Raw genomic sequence first — 18,116 nt, 5'->3', positions numbered from 1 at the left:
GCGGGGCGTCAGGGGGTGGGGCCGGCCTGCTCGAAGGCTTCGACCAGGCCGGTCACCGGTTGCAGGCGCAGGTCGAGCTCGGCGCGCAGCGCCTGTTGCAGCTCGGCTTCGAAGGTGGCGGGCCAGGTCTCGGGCTCGCTCTGGCGCAGCTGGTCGAAGCGCGCCTTGAGGAACTGGGGCACGTCGGCCAGCAGGCGCTGCTCGCGCCCGCCGAGCAACTGGTCGAGCGTGGCGTCGAGCTGGGCCAGCCGGGCCAGTTGCGGCGAGGCGGCCGCGAGCGTCTGGCGCGCGTGCTGGCGGAAGGCGTCGATGGCGGTTTCCATGCGCCGCTGCAGCGCGAGGCAGCGCTGGTGCGTGGGCGCGAAGCTGGTGTCGTCGGCCGCCAGCGGCAGCGCGGGCGGGGCCGCGATGCCGTGTTCGAGCGTGTCGCGCAGGGCCTGCAGGGCCGGGCGCAGGCCGGGCCCGGCCGCGCCGGGGCGGGTGGCGCGCCGCTGCGCCGGGGCGGCCTGGATGGCCTGGTGCGCCGCGTGCAGGGCGATCGCATCGCGCACGTTGAGCCAGCCGCCCAGGCGCTCGGCCAGGTCCTGCCGCGGGGCGTCGGCGGGCGCGGGCAGCCAGGCGGCGAGCTGTCGCACCAGAGCGGTTCGGTGGGCTAGGGGGCGCAAGAAACGGTCCTCGGCGCGGCCACGGGGCGGATCCGGCGGCGCTGGCCAGAAAGAACAAAGGGCCTTGGTGAACAAGGCCCTTTGGCAATGGTGGTGGAGACGAGGAGGATCGAACTCCCGACCTTCGCATTGCGAACGCGACGCTCTCCCAGCTGAGCTACGTCCCCACGAAAAACCGCATTTTAGCCACAAGCTCAGACCATGCCGTTGCGCCGGGCGAGTTCGACGAACAGCGCGGAGTGGTCGAGGTCGCCCACGCCCTGTTCGACGGCTTCGGCGAAGAGCCGCTCGAACAGGCCGGTGATGGGCGCCTCGAAGCCGAGCTCGCCCGCGGTGGTCATGGCGTTGCGCATGTCCTTGAGCTGCACGGTCATGGCGGCGCGCTTGGTGAAGTCGCGCTCGACCATGCGCTGGCCGTGCACCTGCAGCACGCGGCTCTCGGCGAAACCGCCGCCGATGGCCTGGCGCACCTTGCCCATGTCGGCGCCGCCCTTCTCGCACATCAGCAGCGCCTCGGCCACGGCGCCGATGGTGATGCCCACGATCATCTGGTTCGCGAGCTTGGCGAGCTGGCCCGCGCCGTGCGGGCCCACGTGCGTGGGCCGGCCCAGGATCTCGAACACCGGGCGCGCGCGCTCGAAATCGCCCGCCTTGCCGCCGGCCATGATGGCCAGCGTGCCCGCCTCGGCGCCCACGGTGCCACCCGACACGGGCGCGTCCACGTGGCCCAGGCCCAGCGCGGCCAGGCGCTGCGCGTGGTCGCGCGCCTGGCGCGGCAGGATGGACGACATGTCCACCACCAGGCCGCCGCGCGCCAGGCCGGCGGCCGCGCCCTGGCGGAACAGCACGTCGTCCACCACGTCGCCGTTTTCCAGCAGGGTGATCACGATGTCGGCCCGGCCGGCCGCCTCACCGGGCGTGTCGGCCACGTGCGCCCCGAAGGGCAGCAGCCGCTCGGCCTTGCTGCGCGAGCGGTTCCACACGCTCACGCGGCAACCGGCTTCGCACAGGCGGCGTGCCATGGGGAAGCCCATGAGGCCGATGCCGAGCACGGCCACGCGCAGTTCGGTCTGAGGGGTGGGGTCGGGGGTGTTGTCGCTCACGGGTGTCTCGCTGGCGGGTGGCGCCGGATTCTAGGGAAGTGCTCAAAAAAAACGCGGTCACCGACCAGGGCCGGGACCGCGCGCAAGTGGATCGCCCGGGCCTTTTCAGGACCTGCGACGACCACGGAGTTGATCGGTACCAGGGGCGCCGCCGCTGTCGCCGCCCCCGAGCTGGTCTTGCAGCGCCTGCGCCGCCTTGCCGGTGTGATCGCCCATGAGCCGCACGGCGGTGTCGGCGTCGCCTTGCGCGATCGCGTCCACGATCGCTTCGTGTTCGTCCCAGACCGGGCGGCGCAGGTCGTCGGACTGCAGGGCCAGGCCCATGGCGCGGCGGATGTGGTGCAGGTGCAGCTGCGCGCTGCGCTCGATGAAAGGGTTGCCCGCAGCGCGGTAGACCGCGGCGTGGAACGCGATGTCGGCCTCGATCAGGGCCTTGAGGTCGCCGCGCCGGTCGGCCGCGTGGCCCTGATCGATCAGCGCGCGGTCGATGCGCGCGCGGCGCTCGGCCGCCAGGCGCACGGCGAGCGCGTCGAGCGCCGCGCGCACCTGGTAGACCTGGCCGATCTGGGCCGGATCGAGCGGGGCCACCTGCAGGCCGCGCGTGCGCTGGCCCGCGCCCTGGGCCAGCAGCGGGGCATCGAGCACAAAGCCGTCTTTCTTGAGCAGACGCAGCGCCTGCATCACGGGCTGGCGCGACACCGCAAGCCGCTCGGCCAGCTCGTCCTGCGTGATGCGCCGGCCCGGCGGCAACGCGCCGGTGCTGATCGAATCGAGCAGCGCGACGTACACCTGCTCGACCAGGTCGGGCGAGGTTTCGATGCGGTGCAGCTGGGCCGTCATGGCGGGTTTCTGAATTCCGTATACAGAATTCGCAAAGCATACCCGATGGGGGTATGCCGGGGTGTCGCCTCCGGTCGAAATACGGGGAACCCCCATGACACAATGCCCCGCCATGGACCTGAGTTTCAACCGCGACCCCGCCTGGCTCGACAGCGAATACAACAACCGTGCCCTGGTGCCCGAGCACCCGGCCATCTTCGAGCGCTGGGCCCGCGACTCGCAGGCCGCACGCCAGCAAGGCCCGGCGCTGATCGACCTGCGCTACGGTCACGGCCCCGGCGAATCGCTGGACATCTTTCCCGCGCAGGGCCGCGGCGGCGCGGCGGCCCCGGTGCTGTTCTTCATCCACGGCGGTTACTGGCGCAGCCTCGACAAGGCCGACCACTCGTTCCTCGCGCCCGCGTTCCAGCGCCTGGGCGTGTGCGTGGTGGTGGTCAATTACGCGCTGTGCCCGGCGGTGACCATTCCCGACATCACGCTGCAGATGGTGCAGGCCCTGGCCTGGACGCACCGCCACATCGGCGTGCACGGCGGCGACGCCACGCGCATCACGGTGGCGGGGCATTCGGCGGGCGGCCACCTGGCGGCCATGATGCTGGCCTGCCGCTGGGCCGAGGTGGGCGCCGACCTGCCGCCCGCGCTGGTGCGCAATGCGCTGTCGGTCTCGGGCGTGTTCGATCTGGAGCCCGTGCGGCTGGCGCCCTTCGTGGCGCCCTCGCTGCGGCTCACGCCCGCGCAGGTGCAAAAGGCCAGCCCCGCGCGCCTGCCTTCGCCGGGCCTGCGCGAGGGCCGCGGCCGGCTCTACGCCGTGGCCGGGGGGGCAGAGAGCAGCGAGTTCCGGCGCCAGAACGCCTTGATCCAGCCCGCCTGGGGCCGCGACACCGTGCCGGTCTGCGAAGACCTGCCGGGCCTGAACCACTTCACGGTGCTCGACGCGCTGATCGAGCCCAAACACCGGCTGCACGCGCTCGCGCGCGAGCTGCTCGGCGTCTGAATCACATCAGCAGGTGCTCGCCGGCGTTGTCGCCGCCGAGGATCACGTAGTTCACCTTGCGGATGTCGAGCAGCTTGGTGCCGCCGGCATAACTGATCGAGCTCTGCACGTCCTGCTCCATCTCGGTCAGCGTGCGTGCGAGCGGGCCCTTGATGGGTTCGAGGATGCGCTTGCCCTCGACGTGCTTGTACTCGCCCTTGTTGAAGTCGCTGGCCGAGCCGTAGTACTCCTTGTAGAGCACGCCGTCGACTTCAACGGTCTGGCCCGGTGATTCCTCATGGCCCGCGAACAGCGAGCCGATCATCACCATGCTCGCGCCGAAGCGCACGCTCTTGGCGATGTCGCCGTGGCAGCGGATGCCGCCGTCGGCAATGATGGGCTTGGTGGCCACGCGCGCGCACCACTTGAGCGCGCTCAGTTGCCAGCCGCCGGTGCCGAAGCCGGTCTTGAGCTTGGTGATGCAGACCTTGCCCGGGCCCACGCCCACCTTGGTCGCGTCGGCGCCCCAGTTCTCCAGGTCGATCACCGCCTCGGGCGTGGCCACGTTGCCGGCGATCACGAAGGTGTCGGGCAGGCGGGCCTTGAGGTGGGCGATCATCTCCTTGACGCTGTCGGCGTGGCCGTGCGCGATGTCGATCGTGACGTACTCGGGGCGCAGGCCTTCGGCCACCAGCGCGTCCACCGTGGCGTAGTCGGGCGCCTTCACGCCGAGCGAGATCGACGCATAACAACCCTTGGCCTGCATGTCGCGCACGAACTTCACGTTGTCCAGATCGAAGCGGTGCATCACGTAGAAGTAGCCGTGCTGCGCCAGCCAGGTGCAGATGGACTCGTCGACCACCGTCTTCATGTTGGCGGGCACCACGGGCAGGCGAAAGCGCCGCCCGCCGAGCTCCACGCCGGCGTCGCACTCCGAGCGGCTTTCCACGCGGCACTTGCGCGGCAGCAGCAGGATGTTGTCGTAGTCGAAGATTTCCATGGTGGTCCAGGCAAAAAAATACCGGGCACAGAAAACCTGGGCCCGGTGCGCGATTCTAGGCCGATGTGCACCGGCGCGCCGCTTATGGTGTGCATATGCCCGCGCGTATGGCGTGGTCGGGCCGTGGGCCCTTTCTACAATCGCCCGATGTCGCCGGATCTGTTCTCGTCCCCCGTGTCCCCGCTCGTGAGCGGCCTCAACCCCGAGCAGGCCGCGGCCGTCACGCTGCCGGCCGAACACGCGCTCATCCTCGCGGGCGCGGGCTCGGGCAAGACGCGCGTGCTCACCACGCGCATCGCCTGGCTGCTGCAGACGGGCCAGGTCGGCCCGGGCGGCGTGATGGCCGTGACCTTCACCAACAAGGCCGCGCGCGAAATGACCACGCGCCTGTCGGCCATGCTGCCGGTGAACGTGCGCGGCATGTGGATCGGCACCTTCCACGGCCTGTGCAACCGCCTGCTGCGCGCGCACCACCAGGCCGCGGCCCTGCCCGCCACCTTCCAGATCCTGGACACGCAGGACCAGCTCTCGGCCATCAAGCGCCTGTGCAAGCAGCACAACGTGGACGACGAGCGCTTTCCGCCCAAGGAGCTGCAGTGGTTCATCGCGGGCGCGAAGGAAGAGGGCCTGCGCGCGCGTGACGTGCCCGCGCGCGACGAAGAAACCCGCCGCAAGGTGGAGCTGTACGCGCTCTACGACGAGCAGTGCCAGCGCGAGGGTGTGGTCGATTTCGGCGAGCTCATGCTGCGCAGCTACGAACTGCTGCGCGACAACGACGCGCTGCGCGAGCACTACCAGCGGCGTTTCCGCCATGTGCTGATCGACGAGTTCCAGGACACCAACAAGCTGCAGTACGCCTGGCTCAAGCTGTTCGCGCCGCCGCCGCTCGAAGGCCTGGGCACCGGCACCGGCGCGGTGTTCGCGGTGGGCGACGACGACCAGAGCATCTACGCCTTTCGCGGCGCGCGCGTGGGCAACATGGCCGACTTCGTGCGCGAGTACCGCGTGCGGCACCAGATCAAGCTCGAGCAGAACTACCGCAGCGTGAGCAACATCCTCGACGCCGCGAACCACCTGATCGGCCACAACCAGCGCCGCCTGGGCAAGAACCTGCGCACCGACGCGGGCGCCGGCGAGCCGGTGCGCGTGAACGAGGCCGTGAGCGATTTCGCCGAGGCGCAGTGGCTGGTCGAGGAGATCAAGGCCCTGGTGCGCGAAGAGGTGCCGCGCAGCGAGATCGCGGTGCTTTACCGCAGCAACGCGCAAAGCCGCGTGGTGGAAACCGCGCTGTTCAACGCCGGCCTGCCGTACCGCGTGTACGGCGGCCTGCGCTTCTTCGAGCGCGCCGAGATCAAGCACGCGCTGGCCTACCTGCGGCTGATCGAGAACCCGCGCGACGACACCAGCTTCCTGCGCGTGGTGAACTTCCCGCCGCGCGGCATCGGCGCGCGCAGCATCGAGCAACTGCAGGACGTGGCGCGCGCCGCGGGTTGCTCGCTGCACGACGCGGTGAGCGCCGTGACCGGCCGCGCGGGCGTGGCCATCGGCGGCTTCGTCGCGAAGATGGACGTGATGCGCGAGCGCAGCGAGGGCGCGAGCCTCAAGGACATCATCGAGCTGGTGCTCGAACACAGCGGCCTGATCGAACACTACCGGCAGGAGCGCGAGGGCCAGGAGCGGGTGGAGAACCTGGAAGAACTCGTGAACGCGGCCGAGAGCTTCGTGATGCAGGAGGGCTTCGGCCGCGACGCCGCTGCGCTCACGCAAAGCCCCGCGAGCCAGGGGCTCGACCCGAACGCGCCGCCGCTGGCCGAGCCGATCGCCGACCCCGCGCCCGACGCCGACACCGGCGAGACCCTGAGCCCGCTCGCGGCCTTCCTCTCGCACGCGGCGCTCGAGTCGGGCGACAACCAGGCCCAGGCCGGCCAGGACGCGGTGCAGCTCATGACGGTGCACGCGGCCAAGGGCCTGGAGTTCGACTGCGTGTTCATCACCGGCCTCGAAGAGGGCCTGTTCCCGCACGAGAACGCCATGAGCGACCGCGACGGCCTCGAGGAAGAGCGCCGCCTGATGTACGTGGCGATCACGCGCGCGCGCAAGCGCCTGTACCTGAGCCATTCGCAGACGCGGCTGCTGCACGGGCAGACGCGCTACAACCTCAAGAGCCGCTTTTTCGACGAACTGCCCGAGCACTGCCTGAAGTGGCTCACGCCGCCGCAGGCCCAGGGCTGGGGCGGCATGGGCAGCGCGGGCTGGGGCGGGCACCGCGCCATGGGCGCACGCAGCGAGCCGCAGCCCGCCTGGTCGCCGGGCTGGAAGGCCGCGAGCGCCCCCGCGCCCGAGCCCGACCGCGGCACCGCGATCAAGGCCGGCATGGCGGTGTTCCACAACAAGTTCGGCGAGGGCAAGGTGCTTGCGGTGGAGGGCGCGGGCGACGACGCGCGCGCGCAGGTGAGCTTCAACCGCCACGGCACCAAGTGGCTGGCCCTCAGCGTGGCCAAGCTCACCCCCATCGAATGAAAAAAGCCCCCCGGCCATCGCCGGGGGGCTCGCAGGGTGCGATGGCGAGCGGGCTCAGGACCCGATCACCCCGCCATCGTTCTTGGTGATCACGATCGTGGCCGAGCGCGGGCGTTGGCCCGCGCCGTAGCCGGCATTGGACGGCCACTGGCTTTCGTACTTGGCCGGGTCGCCGATGTCGGCCATCTTCGTGTTCTCGCCGGCGTGCTGGATGTTCACGAACAGCGCGCGGCCATCGGGCGTTTCGGTGATGCCGGTGATCTCGGCACCCCTGGGGCCGACGAGGAAGCGGCGCAGCGTGGCCGGCGTCTGCGGCTTGCCCGCGGGCGTGCTGACCTCGCGGCCATCGGCCTTGAGCGTCACGCGGCGGCCGTCGCCCACCTGGCCCGGCAGCGCGGCCAGCAGCATGCAGTTGGTCTTGTCGGTGTAGGCGCCGTCGTCGGTCTCGATCCAGCAGATGCCGGTGGCCTTGCTGAACACCAGGCCATCGGGCGAAGACAGGTCGTTGTCGGCGGTGAGGCTGGAGAGGTTGACCGTGGCCTGATCGGCGTCGGCCTCGGACGCGAAGAGGTAGATGTCCCACCGGAATTTCGCATCGGCGGGGGTGGCCTCGGCCAGACGCACGATGTGGCCGTGCACGTTGCCCTTCTGTTCCTTGCCGGCTTTGAGGTCGGTGTAGGCGCGCGGGTTGGCCGCGTCCACCGTGGCGGGCGTGCGCTGGCTGTTGTTGGTGAGGGTGATGTAGACCTCGCCGTTCTTCGGGTTCACGCCGGTCCACTCGGGGCGGTCCATCTTGGTCGCGCCCGCGGCGTCGGCGGCCAGGCGCGTGAACACGCAAACGTCGGCCTGGGTCTTGAAGTCGAAGCCCTTGTGGGCGGCGATGGCCGGGTTCTTCGGCGACAGCTCGAGCCACTCGCCCGTGCCGTCGGCGTTGAAGCGCGCCACGTACAGCGTGCCGCTGTCCAGGTACTTGTCGCCCGCGGCGAGGCGGTTGCGCGGCTGGGCGTCGGCCGGGTCCCACTTCTCGCTCGACACGAACTTGTAGATGTACTCGCCGCGCGCGTCGCAGCCCATGTAGGCCACCACGGGCTGGCCCGCCACCGGCACGGCGAAGCTCACGTTCTCGTGCGCGAAGCGGCCCAGCGCGGTGCGCTTGGTGAGCAGGGTGTTCGGGTTGTAAGGGTCGAGTTCGACCACGTAGCCGAAGGTGTGGAATTCATTGCGGTAGTCCTCGCGCGCGCTCGCGCCGGTGACGCCGGTGTTCCAGCGCTGGAAGCGGTCTTCGCTGCCGCCCGATTCCCAGCCGTGGCGGCTCGGCGCGCCCGCGCGACGGCCGTAGCGGTTGAAGGCGTTGACCATCTTCGGGTCGTTGCGGCGTGCGTCGTCCTGCGCGTCGCGGAAGAAGTAGCCGAACCAGTTTTCTTCGCCCGACACCAGCGTGCCCCAGGGCGTGCGGCCGGTGCCGCAGTTGTTCACCGTGCCGCGGGCCTTGGTGCCGCCGGGGCTGAAGCGCGTGACCAGGTGCGCGCTGCCCGCGGCGGGGCCGGTGAACACGGCCTCGCTGAGCGTGGTGATGCGCCGGTTCAGCGGCGAGTCCTGGCGCGTGACCCAGCGGCGGCCGTCGCGGCGCACCTCGACCACCGAGATGCCGTGGATCATCAGCTCCTTGTCGATCTCGGCCGCGGGTCGCGGCAGCGTGGACGTGCCGCCGTTGGCGTGGATGAAGAACGACGAGAGCTTCTCGTCCGTGGTGGCCTCGTGGTTCATCGCGAGCACGCCGCGCGACGAGAACGTGGCCGAGGGCTTGCCCTCGGCGTCGAGGCCGAACCACTCGATGCCGTCGTGGTGATCGCCCGCGCGGCGGCCCCATTCGTTGTCGGTGCCGTCGTTCTTGAACGCGGGCACGCCCGCGGCCAGTGGGTCGCCGCCCGCGTAGAGCACCTGCGCGGTGTAGCCGGGCGGCACCACCACGGTGTCGGCCAGGCTGTGGGCCACGGGCTTGAAGCCCAGTTGCGACACCGGGCCCGCGGGGGCGGTGGCTTGGCCCGTGCTCGCGCAGCCGCTCAGCGCGGCGCCACCCGCCACGGCCGCGCCCGCGCCGCCGCGCAGCAGGTGGCGCCGGCTCAGGCGCGCGTTCAGCACGCTGTCGAACGTGGGGTTGGGGCTGCGGTTGGAGTCTTCGTCGTTGAAGTCGATCATGGTCGGGGTCCTCGTGGGGCGGTGCTGCCGTGACCGAATGCTTGGGGTGTTTCGTGAAAGTCACATGACAGCGCGGTGTCATGCCGGGGCTTGTGTGGGCGCTTCGCGACGCAGCAGCGGCTGTCCCATGCGAATGCCCTGGCCGCTGGCCACGCCGGGCGCGAGCGCGAAGCCCGGCGGCGCGAACAGCAGGATGGTCGAGCCGTGCTCGAAGTGGCCCATTTCCTCACCGCGCGCGTACGCCGCGTCGCAGGGCAGTTCGTCGGGCCCGCGGTAGCGCGTGTTCAGCGGCAGCGGCAGCGCGCGCAGGCGCAGGCTGGCGACGAGGATGGCCGCCACCGGCACCAGCAGCAGTGGCGTGCCGTCGGCCAGGCGCGTGTAGAGCGCGGCGCGTTCGTTGCGGCAGAACAGCTTGTGCACGCGCGCGAGCGCGATCGGGTTCACGTTCCAGGTGTCGCCGCTGAAGTGCGTCACGTGCTCGAGCCGCAGCGCGTCGGGCGCGTGGAAGCGGTGGTACATGGCCGAGGTCAGGCGCAAGGTGACGAAGCGGCCGCCGCGCAGGGCCGCGATGGCCTCGCGCGCGCGCGGCGAGTCGCCGATGAGCTCGCGCAGCGTGTACGGAAAACCCTTGGCCTGGAACACCTGGTCCTCGGGGTCGTCGCCCGGCGCACCGATGCGGCCGCACGCGCCCACGATCGCGTCGCAGGGGCTGGTGAGCCACTGCGGGTCGGGGTTCACCGGGCGTGCGCCTTCGCGCAGCTCGCGCGTGAAGCAGTCGTGCAGGCTGTCGAAGCGCTGCTTCTTCGCGTCGCTCAGGTCGAGGTCGGTGAAGGCCTTCCACACCGCCATCGATGCGTCGCGCACCAGCGGCTGGCGGATGCCGCTGAACCAGCCCATGAAGCGCGTGAGCGCCAGGCGCGGCACGCGGTTGGTGAGCAGGAAGTTCAGGTCTTCGTTGAGCGCGAAGCGGCGCACCTGGCGCTGCACGAAGCCCGTACCGTTCTGTCGCATGCTTTTCATCGTTGGGTCATCCGGGGGCCATACAAGTGCGGGATTTCCACGACGCCCCGAACGCCATGTCCCTGCTGTCCTATGCCGTGCCTGCGGGCTCCGCGCTGCTGGCCCTGCCTTACCTGCAACAACGCCTGGCACTCTCGCGCGCCAAGCACCGCTCGCTCGCGGGTCACTCGCGCATGGCCAAGCGGCTCGCGCGCTGGCTGCCCGGCTACGCCTTCGACGAGGCGCGCTGGTTCAGCGCCGACGGCGCCGACAGCGCGCTGGCCGCGCAGCGCCGCGCCGCCTTCGAGCGCTTGTGCACGGCCTACGCCGAGCGCTACGCGAAGACCCTGGCGCTCACTGCGCAGGCGCGCGAAGGCCTGGCCGACCTGCAGCTCACCAGCGCCTACCGCGTGCCGTTCCCCTTCAGCCCCTACCTGCGCGAGCGCCTCAAGGTGGGCGCCTTCGTGCAGGCCGCCAGCGGCGTGCATGTGCAAGATCTCGACGGCAACCGCTTTCTCGACCTCACGGGCTCGTACGGCGTCAACGTGTTCGGCGTGGACGTCTACAAGGCCTGCATGGAAGAGGGCGCGCGCATCGGCCTCGAACTGGGCCCGGTGCTGGGCGCGCTGCACCCGGTGGTGGCGAGCAACGTGCAGCGCCTGCAGGCCGTCTCGGGCCACGAGCAGGTGTCCTTCCACATGAGCGGCACCGAGGCCGTGATGCAGGCCGTGCGCCTGGCGCGCTACCACACGCGCAAGAAGCACCTGGTGCGCTTCTGCGGCGCGTACCACGGCTGGTGGGAAGACGTGCAGCCCGGCCCCGGCAACCCCTTGCCCCCGCGCGAGACCTACACGCTCAAGGACATGGACGAGCGCAGCCTCGCCGTGCTGCGCACGCGCCGCGACATCGCCTGCGTGCTCGTGAACCCGCTGCAGGCCCTGCACCCCAACCGCAACGCGCCCGGCGACGGCACGCTCATGAACGGCCTGCGCAGCGCCGGCTTCGACCGCGCGGCCTACACGCGCTGGCTGCAGCGGCTGCGCGAGGTCTGCACCGAGCGCGGCATCGTGCTGATCTTCGACGAGGTCTTCCTCGGGTTCCGCCTGGCACCGGGTGGCGCGCAGGAATACTTCGGCGTGAAAGCCGATCTCGTCACCTACGGCAAGACCGTGGCCGGCGGTTACCCGGTGGGCGTGGTGTGCGGAAGCGCCGCGCTGATGCAGCGCTTTCGCCCCGAGCGCCCGGCCGACCTGTGTTTTGCGCGCGGCACCTTCAACGCCCACCCGCACGTGATGGGCGGCATGCACGCCTTCTTCGAGCGCCTGGACACGCCCGAGGTGCAGGCCATGTACGCCGGCAGCGACGGGCGCTGGAACGCGCGCTGCGCGCGCTTCAACGCGGCCATGGCCGCCGCGGGCCTGCCGGTTCGTGCGCGCAACCTGCACAGCGTGTGGACGCTCGACTACACGCAGCCGGGCCGCTACCACTGGATGTTCCAGTTCTACCTGCGCTGGCACGGGCTGGCCTTGAGCTGGGTGGGCACGGGGCGGTTCATCTTCTCGCTCAACTTCGATGACGCGGCGTTCGGCGAGGTGGTGCAGCGGTGTGTGGCGGCGGGGCGTGACATGCAGGCGGACGGGTGGTGGACCTTGCCTTCCGGCCTGGATGCCAAGGGGATCTCGAGGCAACTGCGGTCGGAGACTCTGCGGGCACTGTTCGCACGTTGAGGCCTCCTCCGGCGGCTCCGGGTGGCGGCGCCCGGGTCAGTGGCATACCCATAGATCACTTCAGTACACGAGTGTGGGGTGCGCCACGCAGCGACATCAAGGAGGAGGCCCTGCGCAGCAGGGCTGGGGGACAGTCGCGGAGTGGCGCACCCCGCGATCGTGTGCCCGCGAGGTGCATGCCCGAAACCCCCGCGACAACCCCCCATCAACGGTGCTGCCCCACCCCCGGGTCGATCAACTGCCCCTTGAGCAGATAGAACGGCGCCTTGTGGTACAGCTTGATGTCGTGGAACGGGTCGGTGAGGATCTTGGTGGCCCACACCAGCCCGGTCTGGATGTCCTGCAGGAAGAACAGGTGCACCGTGCGGAACAGCAGCCCGCCGATGCCCAGCCCCAGCCACAGCGTGCCCACGTGGCGGATGTAGCCCACGTTGTCGTGGTGCGGCTCGAACAGGCCCAGCACCGAGGGATCGATCCACACCAGCACCGGCACCAGCGCCCACAGCGCCATCAGCACCACCTTGCGGCGCAGGTTGTAGCCCACCTTGATGTCTTCCTTGTACTCGTGCGTGGCCTGGTTCACGTGGTCGTAGCCCTTGGGCTCGAAGAAGAAGTGGCCGGCCTGGCGCGAGGTCATCGAGACCAGCCAGGCGATCAGCGCCGAGATCACGGGGTCGAACCACAGCATCACGTAGGCGATCACGAAGCTGATCGCGCTCACCAGGTGCAGCGTCTGGTTGATGCGGCTGTGGTGGTAGTAGCGGTGGTCGTCCCAGCGCTGGGTCTGCAAGGCATCGAAGAAATCTTTCAAGGCGGGCGCTCCGTGGTCGAAGTCAGGGGAGGGTGACGCAAAGGTCCGCGGCATGGTCGGCCGCGCCTGTGAAAGCGCGGTGACAGTGGCGCCGCGTCACCGCGCTGGCACGCGGGCGTCATCGCGGTGTCGCGCTGTCACACGGCTGTTGCGAAGCGGCCGGAGCATGCGCGCCATGATCACCGCCGACACCGATGCCTTCCTGGTCGAGGAATTTCCCGCTGCGCGGCCCTCGCTGCGCCTGTCGGTCGTGACCGAGACCTGGCCACCCGAAATCAACGGCGTGGCGCTCACGCTGTCGCGGCTCGTGCAGGGGCTGTGCGCGCGCAACCACCAGGTGCAGCTGATCCGCCCGCGGCAGACACGCGCCGATGCCGCGCGCAGCGACGAGGGCTTCGAAGAACTGCTGATGCGCGGCATGCCGATCCCGCGCTACCCCGAACTCAAGCTCGGCCTGCCGAGCAAGGGTGCGCTGGTGCGCGCCTGGACGCTGCAGCGGCCCGACCTGGTGCACATCGCCACCGAAGGGCCGCTGGGCTGGTCGGCGCTGCAGGCGGCGCGCCGCCTGCGACTGCCCGTCACGTCCGACTTCCGCACCAACTTCCACGCCTACAGCCGGCACTACGGCGTGGGCTGGCTCAAGACGCCCATCGCGGCCTACCTGCGCAAGTTCCACAACCTCACGCGCTGCACCATGGTGCCCACGCAGGCGCTGCGCGCCGAGCTGCAGGCAATCGGCTTTCACAACGTGCAGGTGGTGGCGCGCGGCGTGGACACGCAGCGCTTCACCCCCGAACGCCGCAGCGAGGCGCTGCGTGCGCAATGGGGCGCCGGGCCCGACACGCTGGTGATGATCGCCGTGGGCCGGCTCGCGCCCGAGAAGAACCTCGAGGTCGTGGTGCGCGCCCACGAGGCCATGCGCGCGGTGCGCAGCGATGTGAAGCTGGTCTTCGTGGGCGACGGGCCGCAGCGCGCCGCGCTGCAGCAGCGCTGCCCGCAGGCCGTGTTCGCGGGCATGCGCCGCGACACCGACCTGTCGGCCCACTACGCGAGCGCCGACCTGTTCGGCTTCGCCAGCCTCACCGAAACCTTCGGCAACGTGACGCTCGAAGCGCTGGCCAGCGGCCTGCCGGTGCTCGCCTTCGACACCGCGGCCGCGGGCGACTGGGTGCGCCACGGCCACAACGGCTGGCTCGCTGCGCCGCACGACCCCGAGGGTTTCGTGCGGCAGGCCGCGGCGCTGGCGCACGAGCCCGCGCGCGTGCGCCACGCGGCCTCGCAGGCGCGCGCGCAGGTGGCGCCGCTGGACTGGGCGCAGATCGCGCGCCAGGTCGAAGACATCTTCCTGCGCACCACGGGCTGGCCGGTGCTGCCGGGCGCGCGCGACGCGCAAGCGTCATCGGGCTTTCACGGCCCTTTCACGCGCGCTCTCTAGCCTTTCGTTTTTCTCTCGCTCCCAACCCCACAGGACACACCATGACGCATCCGATCGACAGCGAAGACCTGCCCACCAATCCCAGCCACAACGAACACTTCCAGCGCGTGGTGGAACGCGCCGTGAACCGCCGCGGCTTTCTGCTCAAGACCGGCGTGGGCGCCGCTGCCGTGGGCTTTCTCTCGGCCGGCCTCACGGGCTGCGGCGGTGGCGGCAGCGACGCACCGGCGGCGGGCGGCAGCACGCCGCCGGCCGCCGGCCCGCTGCTGGGCTTCACCGCCATCCCCACCGACACCGGTGACCGCGTGACCGTGGCCCCGGGCTACACCGCCACCGTGCTCGCGCCCTGGGGCACGCCGCTGTTCTCCACCGGTCCCGGCTCGACCTGGGTCGGCGACGGCAGCGAAGACGCCGCCGCGCAGGCGCGCCAGATGGGCGACAACCACGACGGCATCCACTACTTCGCCATCAACGGCAAGAGCGACGAAGGCCTGCTCGTGATGAACCACGAGTACACCAACCTCGGCACCCTGTTCACCAACGGCGTGGTCGACAGCCTCGACGACGCCAACAAGGACCTGAACGCGCACGGCGTGGCCGTGGTGCACATCAAGCGCACCGCCGGCACCTGGGCCGTCGTGGTCGACTCGGCCTACAACCGCCGCATCACCGGCAACACGCTCATGCAGCTCACCGGCCCCGCGGCCGGCGACGCGCTGCTGCAGACCAGCGCCGACCCCACGGGCACGGCCGTGTTCGGCACGCTCAACAACTGCGGCAACGGCTGGACGCCCTGGGGCACCTACCTGACCTGCGAAGAGAACTTCAACCAGTACTTCGGCACCACCAACACCGCCAACCCGGGCCAGACGCGCGACGCCAACATGGTGCGCTACGGCCTGAGCAGCGGCACCACCTCGCGCAAGTACGAGCAGTACTTCGACCGCTTCGACTGGCAGAAGGAGCCCAACGAAGCCAACCGCTTCGGCTGGATCGTCGAGATCGATCCCTTCGACGTGAACGCCACGCCCAAGAAGCGCACCGCGCTGGGCCGCATCAAGCACGAGAACGCCGCCTACGCCATCGCCGCCGACGGCCGCGTGGTGGTCTACATGGGCGACGACCAGGCCAACGACTACGTCTACAAGTTCGTGTCCACCGGCCGCTACATCGCGGGCGACATCGTGAACAACCGCAACCTGCTCGACAGCGGCACGCTGTACGTGGCGAAGTTCAACGACGGCGCGACCACCGGCGACATGATGGGCACGGGCGAATGGCTGCCCCTGACCGCTGCCAACCCCGCGCTGTCCGCCTTCAGCTCGCAGGCCGACATCCTGGTGCGCACGCGCCAGGCCGCCGACGCGCTGGGCGCCACGCCCATGGACCGCCCCGAGTGGGTCACGGTGCATCCGCAGACCCGCGAGGTGTACGTGACGCTCACGAACAACTCGGGCCGCGCCACCACCAACGACGCCAACCCGCGCACCGGCAACGTGTACGGCCAGATCGTGCGCTGGCGCGAGGCGGGCAACGACCCGACCGCGCTGACCTTCGAATGGGACATCTTCGTGCTCGCGGGCAACCCCACGATCGCGCAGGCCAACCCGCTCAACAACGGCTCGTCCAACGTCACCGCGGACAACACCTTCAACAGCCCCGACGGCCTGGGCTTCGACAACGCGGGCCGCCTGTGGATCCAGACCGACGGCAACTACAGCAACACCGGCAACTACGCCAACCAGGGCAACAACCAGATGCTCTGCGCCGACCCCGTCACCAAGGAGATCCGCCGCTTCCTCGTGGGCCCGGTGGAGTGCGAGGTGACCGGCCTGACCTTCACGCCCGACAGCAAGACCATGTTCATCAACATCCAGCACCCGGGCGAAGGCGGCAACAGCCACTGGCCCGCGGGCGGCACGGCGCGCCCGCGCTCGGCCACGCTGGTGATCACCAAGAACGACGGCGGCGTGATCGGCACCTGATCGCGGCCTGTGCATGAAAAAAGCCCGCACGGGGAGACCCGTGCGGGCTTTTGCGTGGCAGGCGCTTCAGGCCGCGGTGGAGTCCGTGGCGTCGGTGGCCTCGTCGTCGAAGCGGAAGCTGTCGCGGAAGCTGAACCACAGGGAGGTGTGGAACATCGCCGCCATCAGCAGCACGAGCGGGTAGAGCACCACCTGGAAGGCCGCCGCGCCGCCGAGCAGCGAGCTGATCAGGCCCAGCGCGAGGCCGAAGGCCATGAACACGCCCATCCAGCCCAGGGTGAACACGGTGAGCGCGCCCTTGTTGCCCCAGCAGGCCACGAGGCTGAAGAACAGGCTCTTGGCCGGCTTCACACCGTGCCAGTACACCAGCGGCGGCGCGTGCCAGAAGGCCAGCGAGACCGGCAGGTACAGCAGCATGGCCGCGAGCATGCCCGGGCGCACCACCAGGCCCATGGCCTCGGCGCCCATGTCGCCGGCCTCGGGCGCGGGCAGGGGCGCGGGGCCGCTGAACAGGTTGGCCACGGTGATCACGGCCAGCACCGCGATCGCGTACAGGCCGCCCAGCACCAGCATGGCCCGCGTGCGCTCGGGGCCGCCGCGAAAGGCCAGCGCCAGCACCGTGGGCATGGGGAAGCGCTTGTTTTCGGCCTCGCGCGTGGCGGCCATCAGGCCCAGGGTGGCGGCCGGCACCAGCACCAGCGACAGCGCCGTGCCCACCACGGGCACCAGCGACAGCAGCGAGGCCACCACCATGAACATGAAGAACAGGCCGGTCAGCGCCAGCGGCTGGCGAAAGAAGGTGCGCATGCCGCGCTTGACCCACTGCCAGCCGGTGCCGGCGGTGTTGACGTGCAGTCTCATGCGGCGGCCGTTTCTGCGGGGCGAACGGGCGCCGCCAGCGGCAGGCGCGCGCGCAGCACGCGCTCGAAGTGGCCCGGATCGTGCGGTTTCAGCAGTGCAGCCTCGCGCGGCAGGTGCAGGTCCCACAGGCGCGAGAGCCAGAAGCGCAGCGCGCCCGCGCGCAGCAGGGCCGGCAGCAGCGTGCGCTCGGCGGCGGTGAGCGGGCGCACGCCCTCGTAGGCGCTCAGGAAGGCCTGCTGCAATTCGGGCACGGGCTCGCCGTCGCGCTCGCCGCCGTGGCGCACGCACCAGTCGTTGAGGCACACCGCGAGGTCGAACAGCCAGCTGTCCACGCCCGCGAAGTAGAAGTCGAAGAAGCCGCTCACGGCCTCGCCCTCGAACATCACGTTGTCGCGGAACAGGTCGGCGTGGATCGGGCCGCGCGGCAGGGCCTTGTAGGCGCTGCCCTCGGCGATGTGGTTCTGGTAGGCCAGCTCGGCGCGCAGCAGCGCGGCCTGTTCGGGCGCGAGAAAGGGCAGCACCACGGGCACGGTCTCGTTCCACCAGGGCAGGCCGCGCAGGTTGGGCTGTTGGCGGTCGAAGTCGCGGCCCACCAGGTGCATGCGCGCGAGCAGCGCACCCACGGCCGCGCAGTGCGCCGCGCCGGGGGCGAGCTCGCTCGCGCCGCGCAGTTTGTCGACCACGGCCGCGGGCTTGCCCTGCACCGTGTGCAGGATCTCGCCGCGTGCGTCGGCCGCGGGCTCGGGCACCGGCACGCCGTGCGTGGCCAGGTGCTTCATGAGGTGCAGGTAGAACGGCAGGTGCTCGAACCCCAGGCGCTCGAACACCGTGAGCACGTGCTCCACGGTCTGGCCCTCGCGCTCGCTGGTGACGAAGTAGTTGGTGTTCTCGATGCCGCCCTGGATGCCGCGCAGCTCGGTGAGCGTGCCCAGGTTCAGGCGCTCGAGCAGGGCGGCGGCTTCCGCGAACGGGACTTCGGTGTAGACAGCCATGGCGCG

The 18,116-nt window shown here is 70.4% G+C and carries 14 protein-coding genes and 1 tRNA gene; 5 read left to right on the top strand and 10 right to left on the bottom strand.

All coding sequences use genetic code 11. From position 1 onward, the window contains the following. Positions 1-8: 8 nt before the first annotated feature. From WDZ95_RS03000 to WDZ95_RS02985, 4 genes are all read right to left on the bottom strand, one after another. Positions 9-635 (bottom strand): DUF3348 family protein, encoded by a 627-nt coding sequence (locus WDZ95_RS03000; protein WP_425776130.1) that lies wholly within the window; start codon positions 633-635, stop codon positions 9-11. A 121-nt stretch (positions 636-756) separates the two neighbouring features. After that, positions 757-832: transfer RNA gene (locus tag WDZ95_RS02995), tRNA-Ala, on the bottom strand. Between the two features lie 27 nt (positions 833-859). Then, entirely contained in the window at positions 860-1,768 is a 909-nt protein-coding gene (locus WDZ95_RS02990; RefSeq protein WP_425776129.1) for an NAD(P)-dependent oxidoreductase, read from the bottom strand. A gap of 105 nt (positions 1,769-1,873) precedes the next feature. Next, positions 1,874-2,608, bottom strand: a complete 735-nt coding sequence (locus WDZ95_RS02985) for a GntR family transcriptional regulator (RefSeq protein WP_166227194.1) — start codon at positions 2,606-2,608, stop codon at positions 1,874-1,876. A 112-nt stretch (positions 2,609-2,720) separates the two neighbouring features. Here WDZ95_RS02985 and WDZ95_RS02980 point away from each other — a divergent pair, with 112 nt between their 5' ends. Then, on the top strand, positions 2,721-3,602 hold the full coding sequence (locus tag WDZ95_RS02980) for an alpha/beta hydrolase (RefSeq protein WP_425776128.1): 882 nt from the start codon (positions 2,721-2,723) through the stop codon (positions 3,600-3,602). A 1-nt stretch (position 3,603) separates the two neighbouring features. On the opposite strand, the gene WDZ95_RS02975 is transcribed toward WDZ95_RS02980, so the two are convergent. Continuing rightward, positions 3,604-4,581 carry a GMP reductase gene (locus tag WDZ95_RS02975; protein ID WP_425776127.1) on the bottom strand — a complete coding sequence of 326 codons (978 nt, stop codon included), beginning with the start codon at positions 4,579-4,581 and terminating at the stop codon, positions 3,604-3,606. Between the two features lie 147 nt (positions 4,582-4,728). Here WDZ95_RS02975 and WDZ95_RS02970 point away from each other — a divergent pair, with 147 nt between their 5' ends. Beyond that, positions 4,729-7,101: a UvrD-helicase domain-containing protein gene (locus WDZ95_RS02970; protein WP_425776126.1), complete on the top strand. Its 2,373-nt coding sequence runs from the start codon at positions 4,729-4,731 to the stop codon at positions 7,099-7,101. A 54-nt stretch (positions 7,102-7,155) separates the two neighbouring features. Here WDZ95_RS02970 and WDZ95_RS02965 read toward each other — a convergent pair whose 3' ends face one another. Then, on the bottom strand, positions 7,156-9,300 hold the full coding sequence (locus tag WDZ95_RS02965; RefSeq protein ID WP_425776125.1) for a PhoX family protein: 2,145 nt from the start codon (positions 9,298-9,300) through the stop codon (positions 7,156-7,158). A gap of 78 nt (positions 9,301-9,378) precedes the next feature. Then, complete coding sequence (gene asd, locus WDZ95_RS02960) at positions 9,379-10,311, bottom strand: archaetidylserine decarboxylase (RefSeq protein ID WP_425776124.1); 933 nt, start codon at positions 10,309-10,311, stop codon at positions 9,379-9,381. A gap of 65 nt (positions 10,312-10,376) precedes the next feature. Between asd and WDZ95_RS02955 the strand changes: the two genes are divergently transcribed. Further along, positions 10,377-12,026 carry an aminotransferase class III-fold pyridoxal phosphate-dependent enzyme gene (locus WDZ95_RS02955; protein ID WP_425776123.1) on the top strand — a complete coding sequence of 550 codons (1,650 nt, stop codon included), beginning with the start codon at positions 10,377-10,379 and terminating at the stop codon, positions 12,024-12,026. A 205-nt stretch (positions 12,027-12,231) separates the two neighbouring features. Here the strand turns inward: WDZ95_RS02955 and WDZ95_RS02950 are convergent, their stop codons facing one another. After that, positions 12,232-12,837 (bottom strand): hypothetical protein, encoded by a 606-nt coding sequence (locus WDZ95_RS02950; protein ID WP_166227187.1) that lies wholly within the window; start codon positions 12,835-12,837, stop codon positions 12,232-12,234. Positions 12,838-13,012: 175 nt separating this feature from the next. On the opposite strand from WDZ95_RS02950, the gene WDZ95_RS02945 reads away from it, so the two are divergent. Together WDZ95_RS02945 and WDZ95_RS02940 are read left to right on the top strand one after the other, a co-directional pair. Then, positions 13,013-14,272, top strand: a complete 1,260-nt coding sequence (locus tag WDZ95_RS02945) for a glycosyltransferase family 4 protein (protein ID WP_425776122.1) — start codon at positions 13,013-13,015, stop codon at positions 14,270-14,272. 41 nt (positions 14,273-14,313) lie between these two features. Continuing rightward, positions 14,314-16,257 (top strand): PhoX family protein, encoded by a 1,944-nt coding sequence (locus WDZ95_RS02940; RefSeq protein ID WP_425776121.1) that lies wholly within the window; start codon positions 14,314-14,316, stop codon positions 16,255-16,257. A gap of 66 nt (positions 16,258-16,323) precedes the next feature. Here the strand turns inward: WDZ95_RS02940 and WDZ95_RS02935 are convergent, their stop codons facing one another. Continuing rightward, entirely contained in the window at positions 16,324-17,118 is a 795-nt protein-coding gene (locus WDZ95_RS02935; RefSeq protein WP_425776120.1) for a BPSS1780 family membrane protein, read from the bottom strand. Beyond that, on the bottom strand, positions 17,115-18,110 hold the full coding sequence (locus WDZ95_RS02930; protein ID WP_425776119.1) for a homoserine kinase: 996 nt from the start codon (positions 18,108-18,110) through the stop codon (positions 17,115-17,117). The genes WDZ95_RS02935 and WDZ95_RS02930 overlap by 4 nt, the downstream gene beginning before the upstream one ends. Between the last annotated feature and the right edge of the window lie 6 nt (positions 18,111-18,116).

The organism is Hydrogenophaga sp. T2 (assembly GCF_049843535.1).
Lineage (GTDB): Bacteria > Pseudomonadota > Gammaproteobacteria > Burkholderiales > Burkholderiaceae_C > Hydrogenophaga > Hydrogenophaga crocea.
This window is presented reverse-complemented; position numbering and strand designations above follow the sequence as displayed.

Coding starts and splice junctions, on each gene's coding strand:
- WDZ95_RS02970 (WP_425776126.1), top strand. CDS start 4,729: ATGTCGCCGGATCTGTTCTCGTCCCCCGTGTCCCCGCTCGTGAGCGGC.
- WDZ95_RS02930 (WP_425776119.1), bottom strand. CDS start 18,110: ATGGCTGTCTACACCGAAGTCCCGTTCGCGGAAGCCGCCGCCCTGCTC.
- WDZ95_RS02985 (WP_166227194.1), bottom strand. CDS start 2,608: ATGACGGCCCAGCTGCACCGCATCGAAACCTCGCCCGACCTGGTCGAG.
- WDZ95_RS02980 (WP_425776128.1), top strand. CDS start 2,721: ATGGACCTGAGTTTCAACCGCGACCCCGCCTGGCTCGACAGCGAATAC.
- WDZ95_RS02945 (WP_425776122.1), top strand. CDS start 13,013: ATGATCACCGCCGACACCGATGCCTTCCTGGTCGAGGAATTTCCCGCT.
- WDZ95_RS02965 (WP_425776125.1), bottom strand. CDS start 9,300: ATGATCGACTTCAACGACGAAGACTCCAACCGCAGCCCCAACCCCACG.
- asd (WP_425776124.1), bottom strand. CDS start 10,311: ATGCGACAGAACGGTACGGGCTTCGTGCAGCGCCAGGTGCGCCGCTTC.
- WDZ95_RS02955 (WP_425776123.1), top strand. CDS start 10,377: ATGTCCCTGCTGTCCTATGCCGTGCCTGCGGGCTCCGCGCTGCTGGCC.
- WDZ95_RS02935 (WP_425776120.1), bottom strand. CDS start 17,118: ATGAGACTGCACGTCAACACCGCCGGCACCGGCTGGCAGTGGGTCAAG.
- WDZ95_RS02975 (WP_425776127.1), bottom strand. CDS start 4,581: ATGGAAATCTTCGACTACGACAACATCCTGCTGCTGCCGCGCAAGTGC.
- WDZ95_RS02940 (WP_425776121.1), top strand. CDS start 14,314: ATGACGCATCCGATCGACAGCGAAGACCTGCCCACCAATCCCAGCCAC.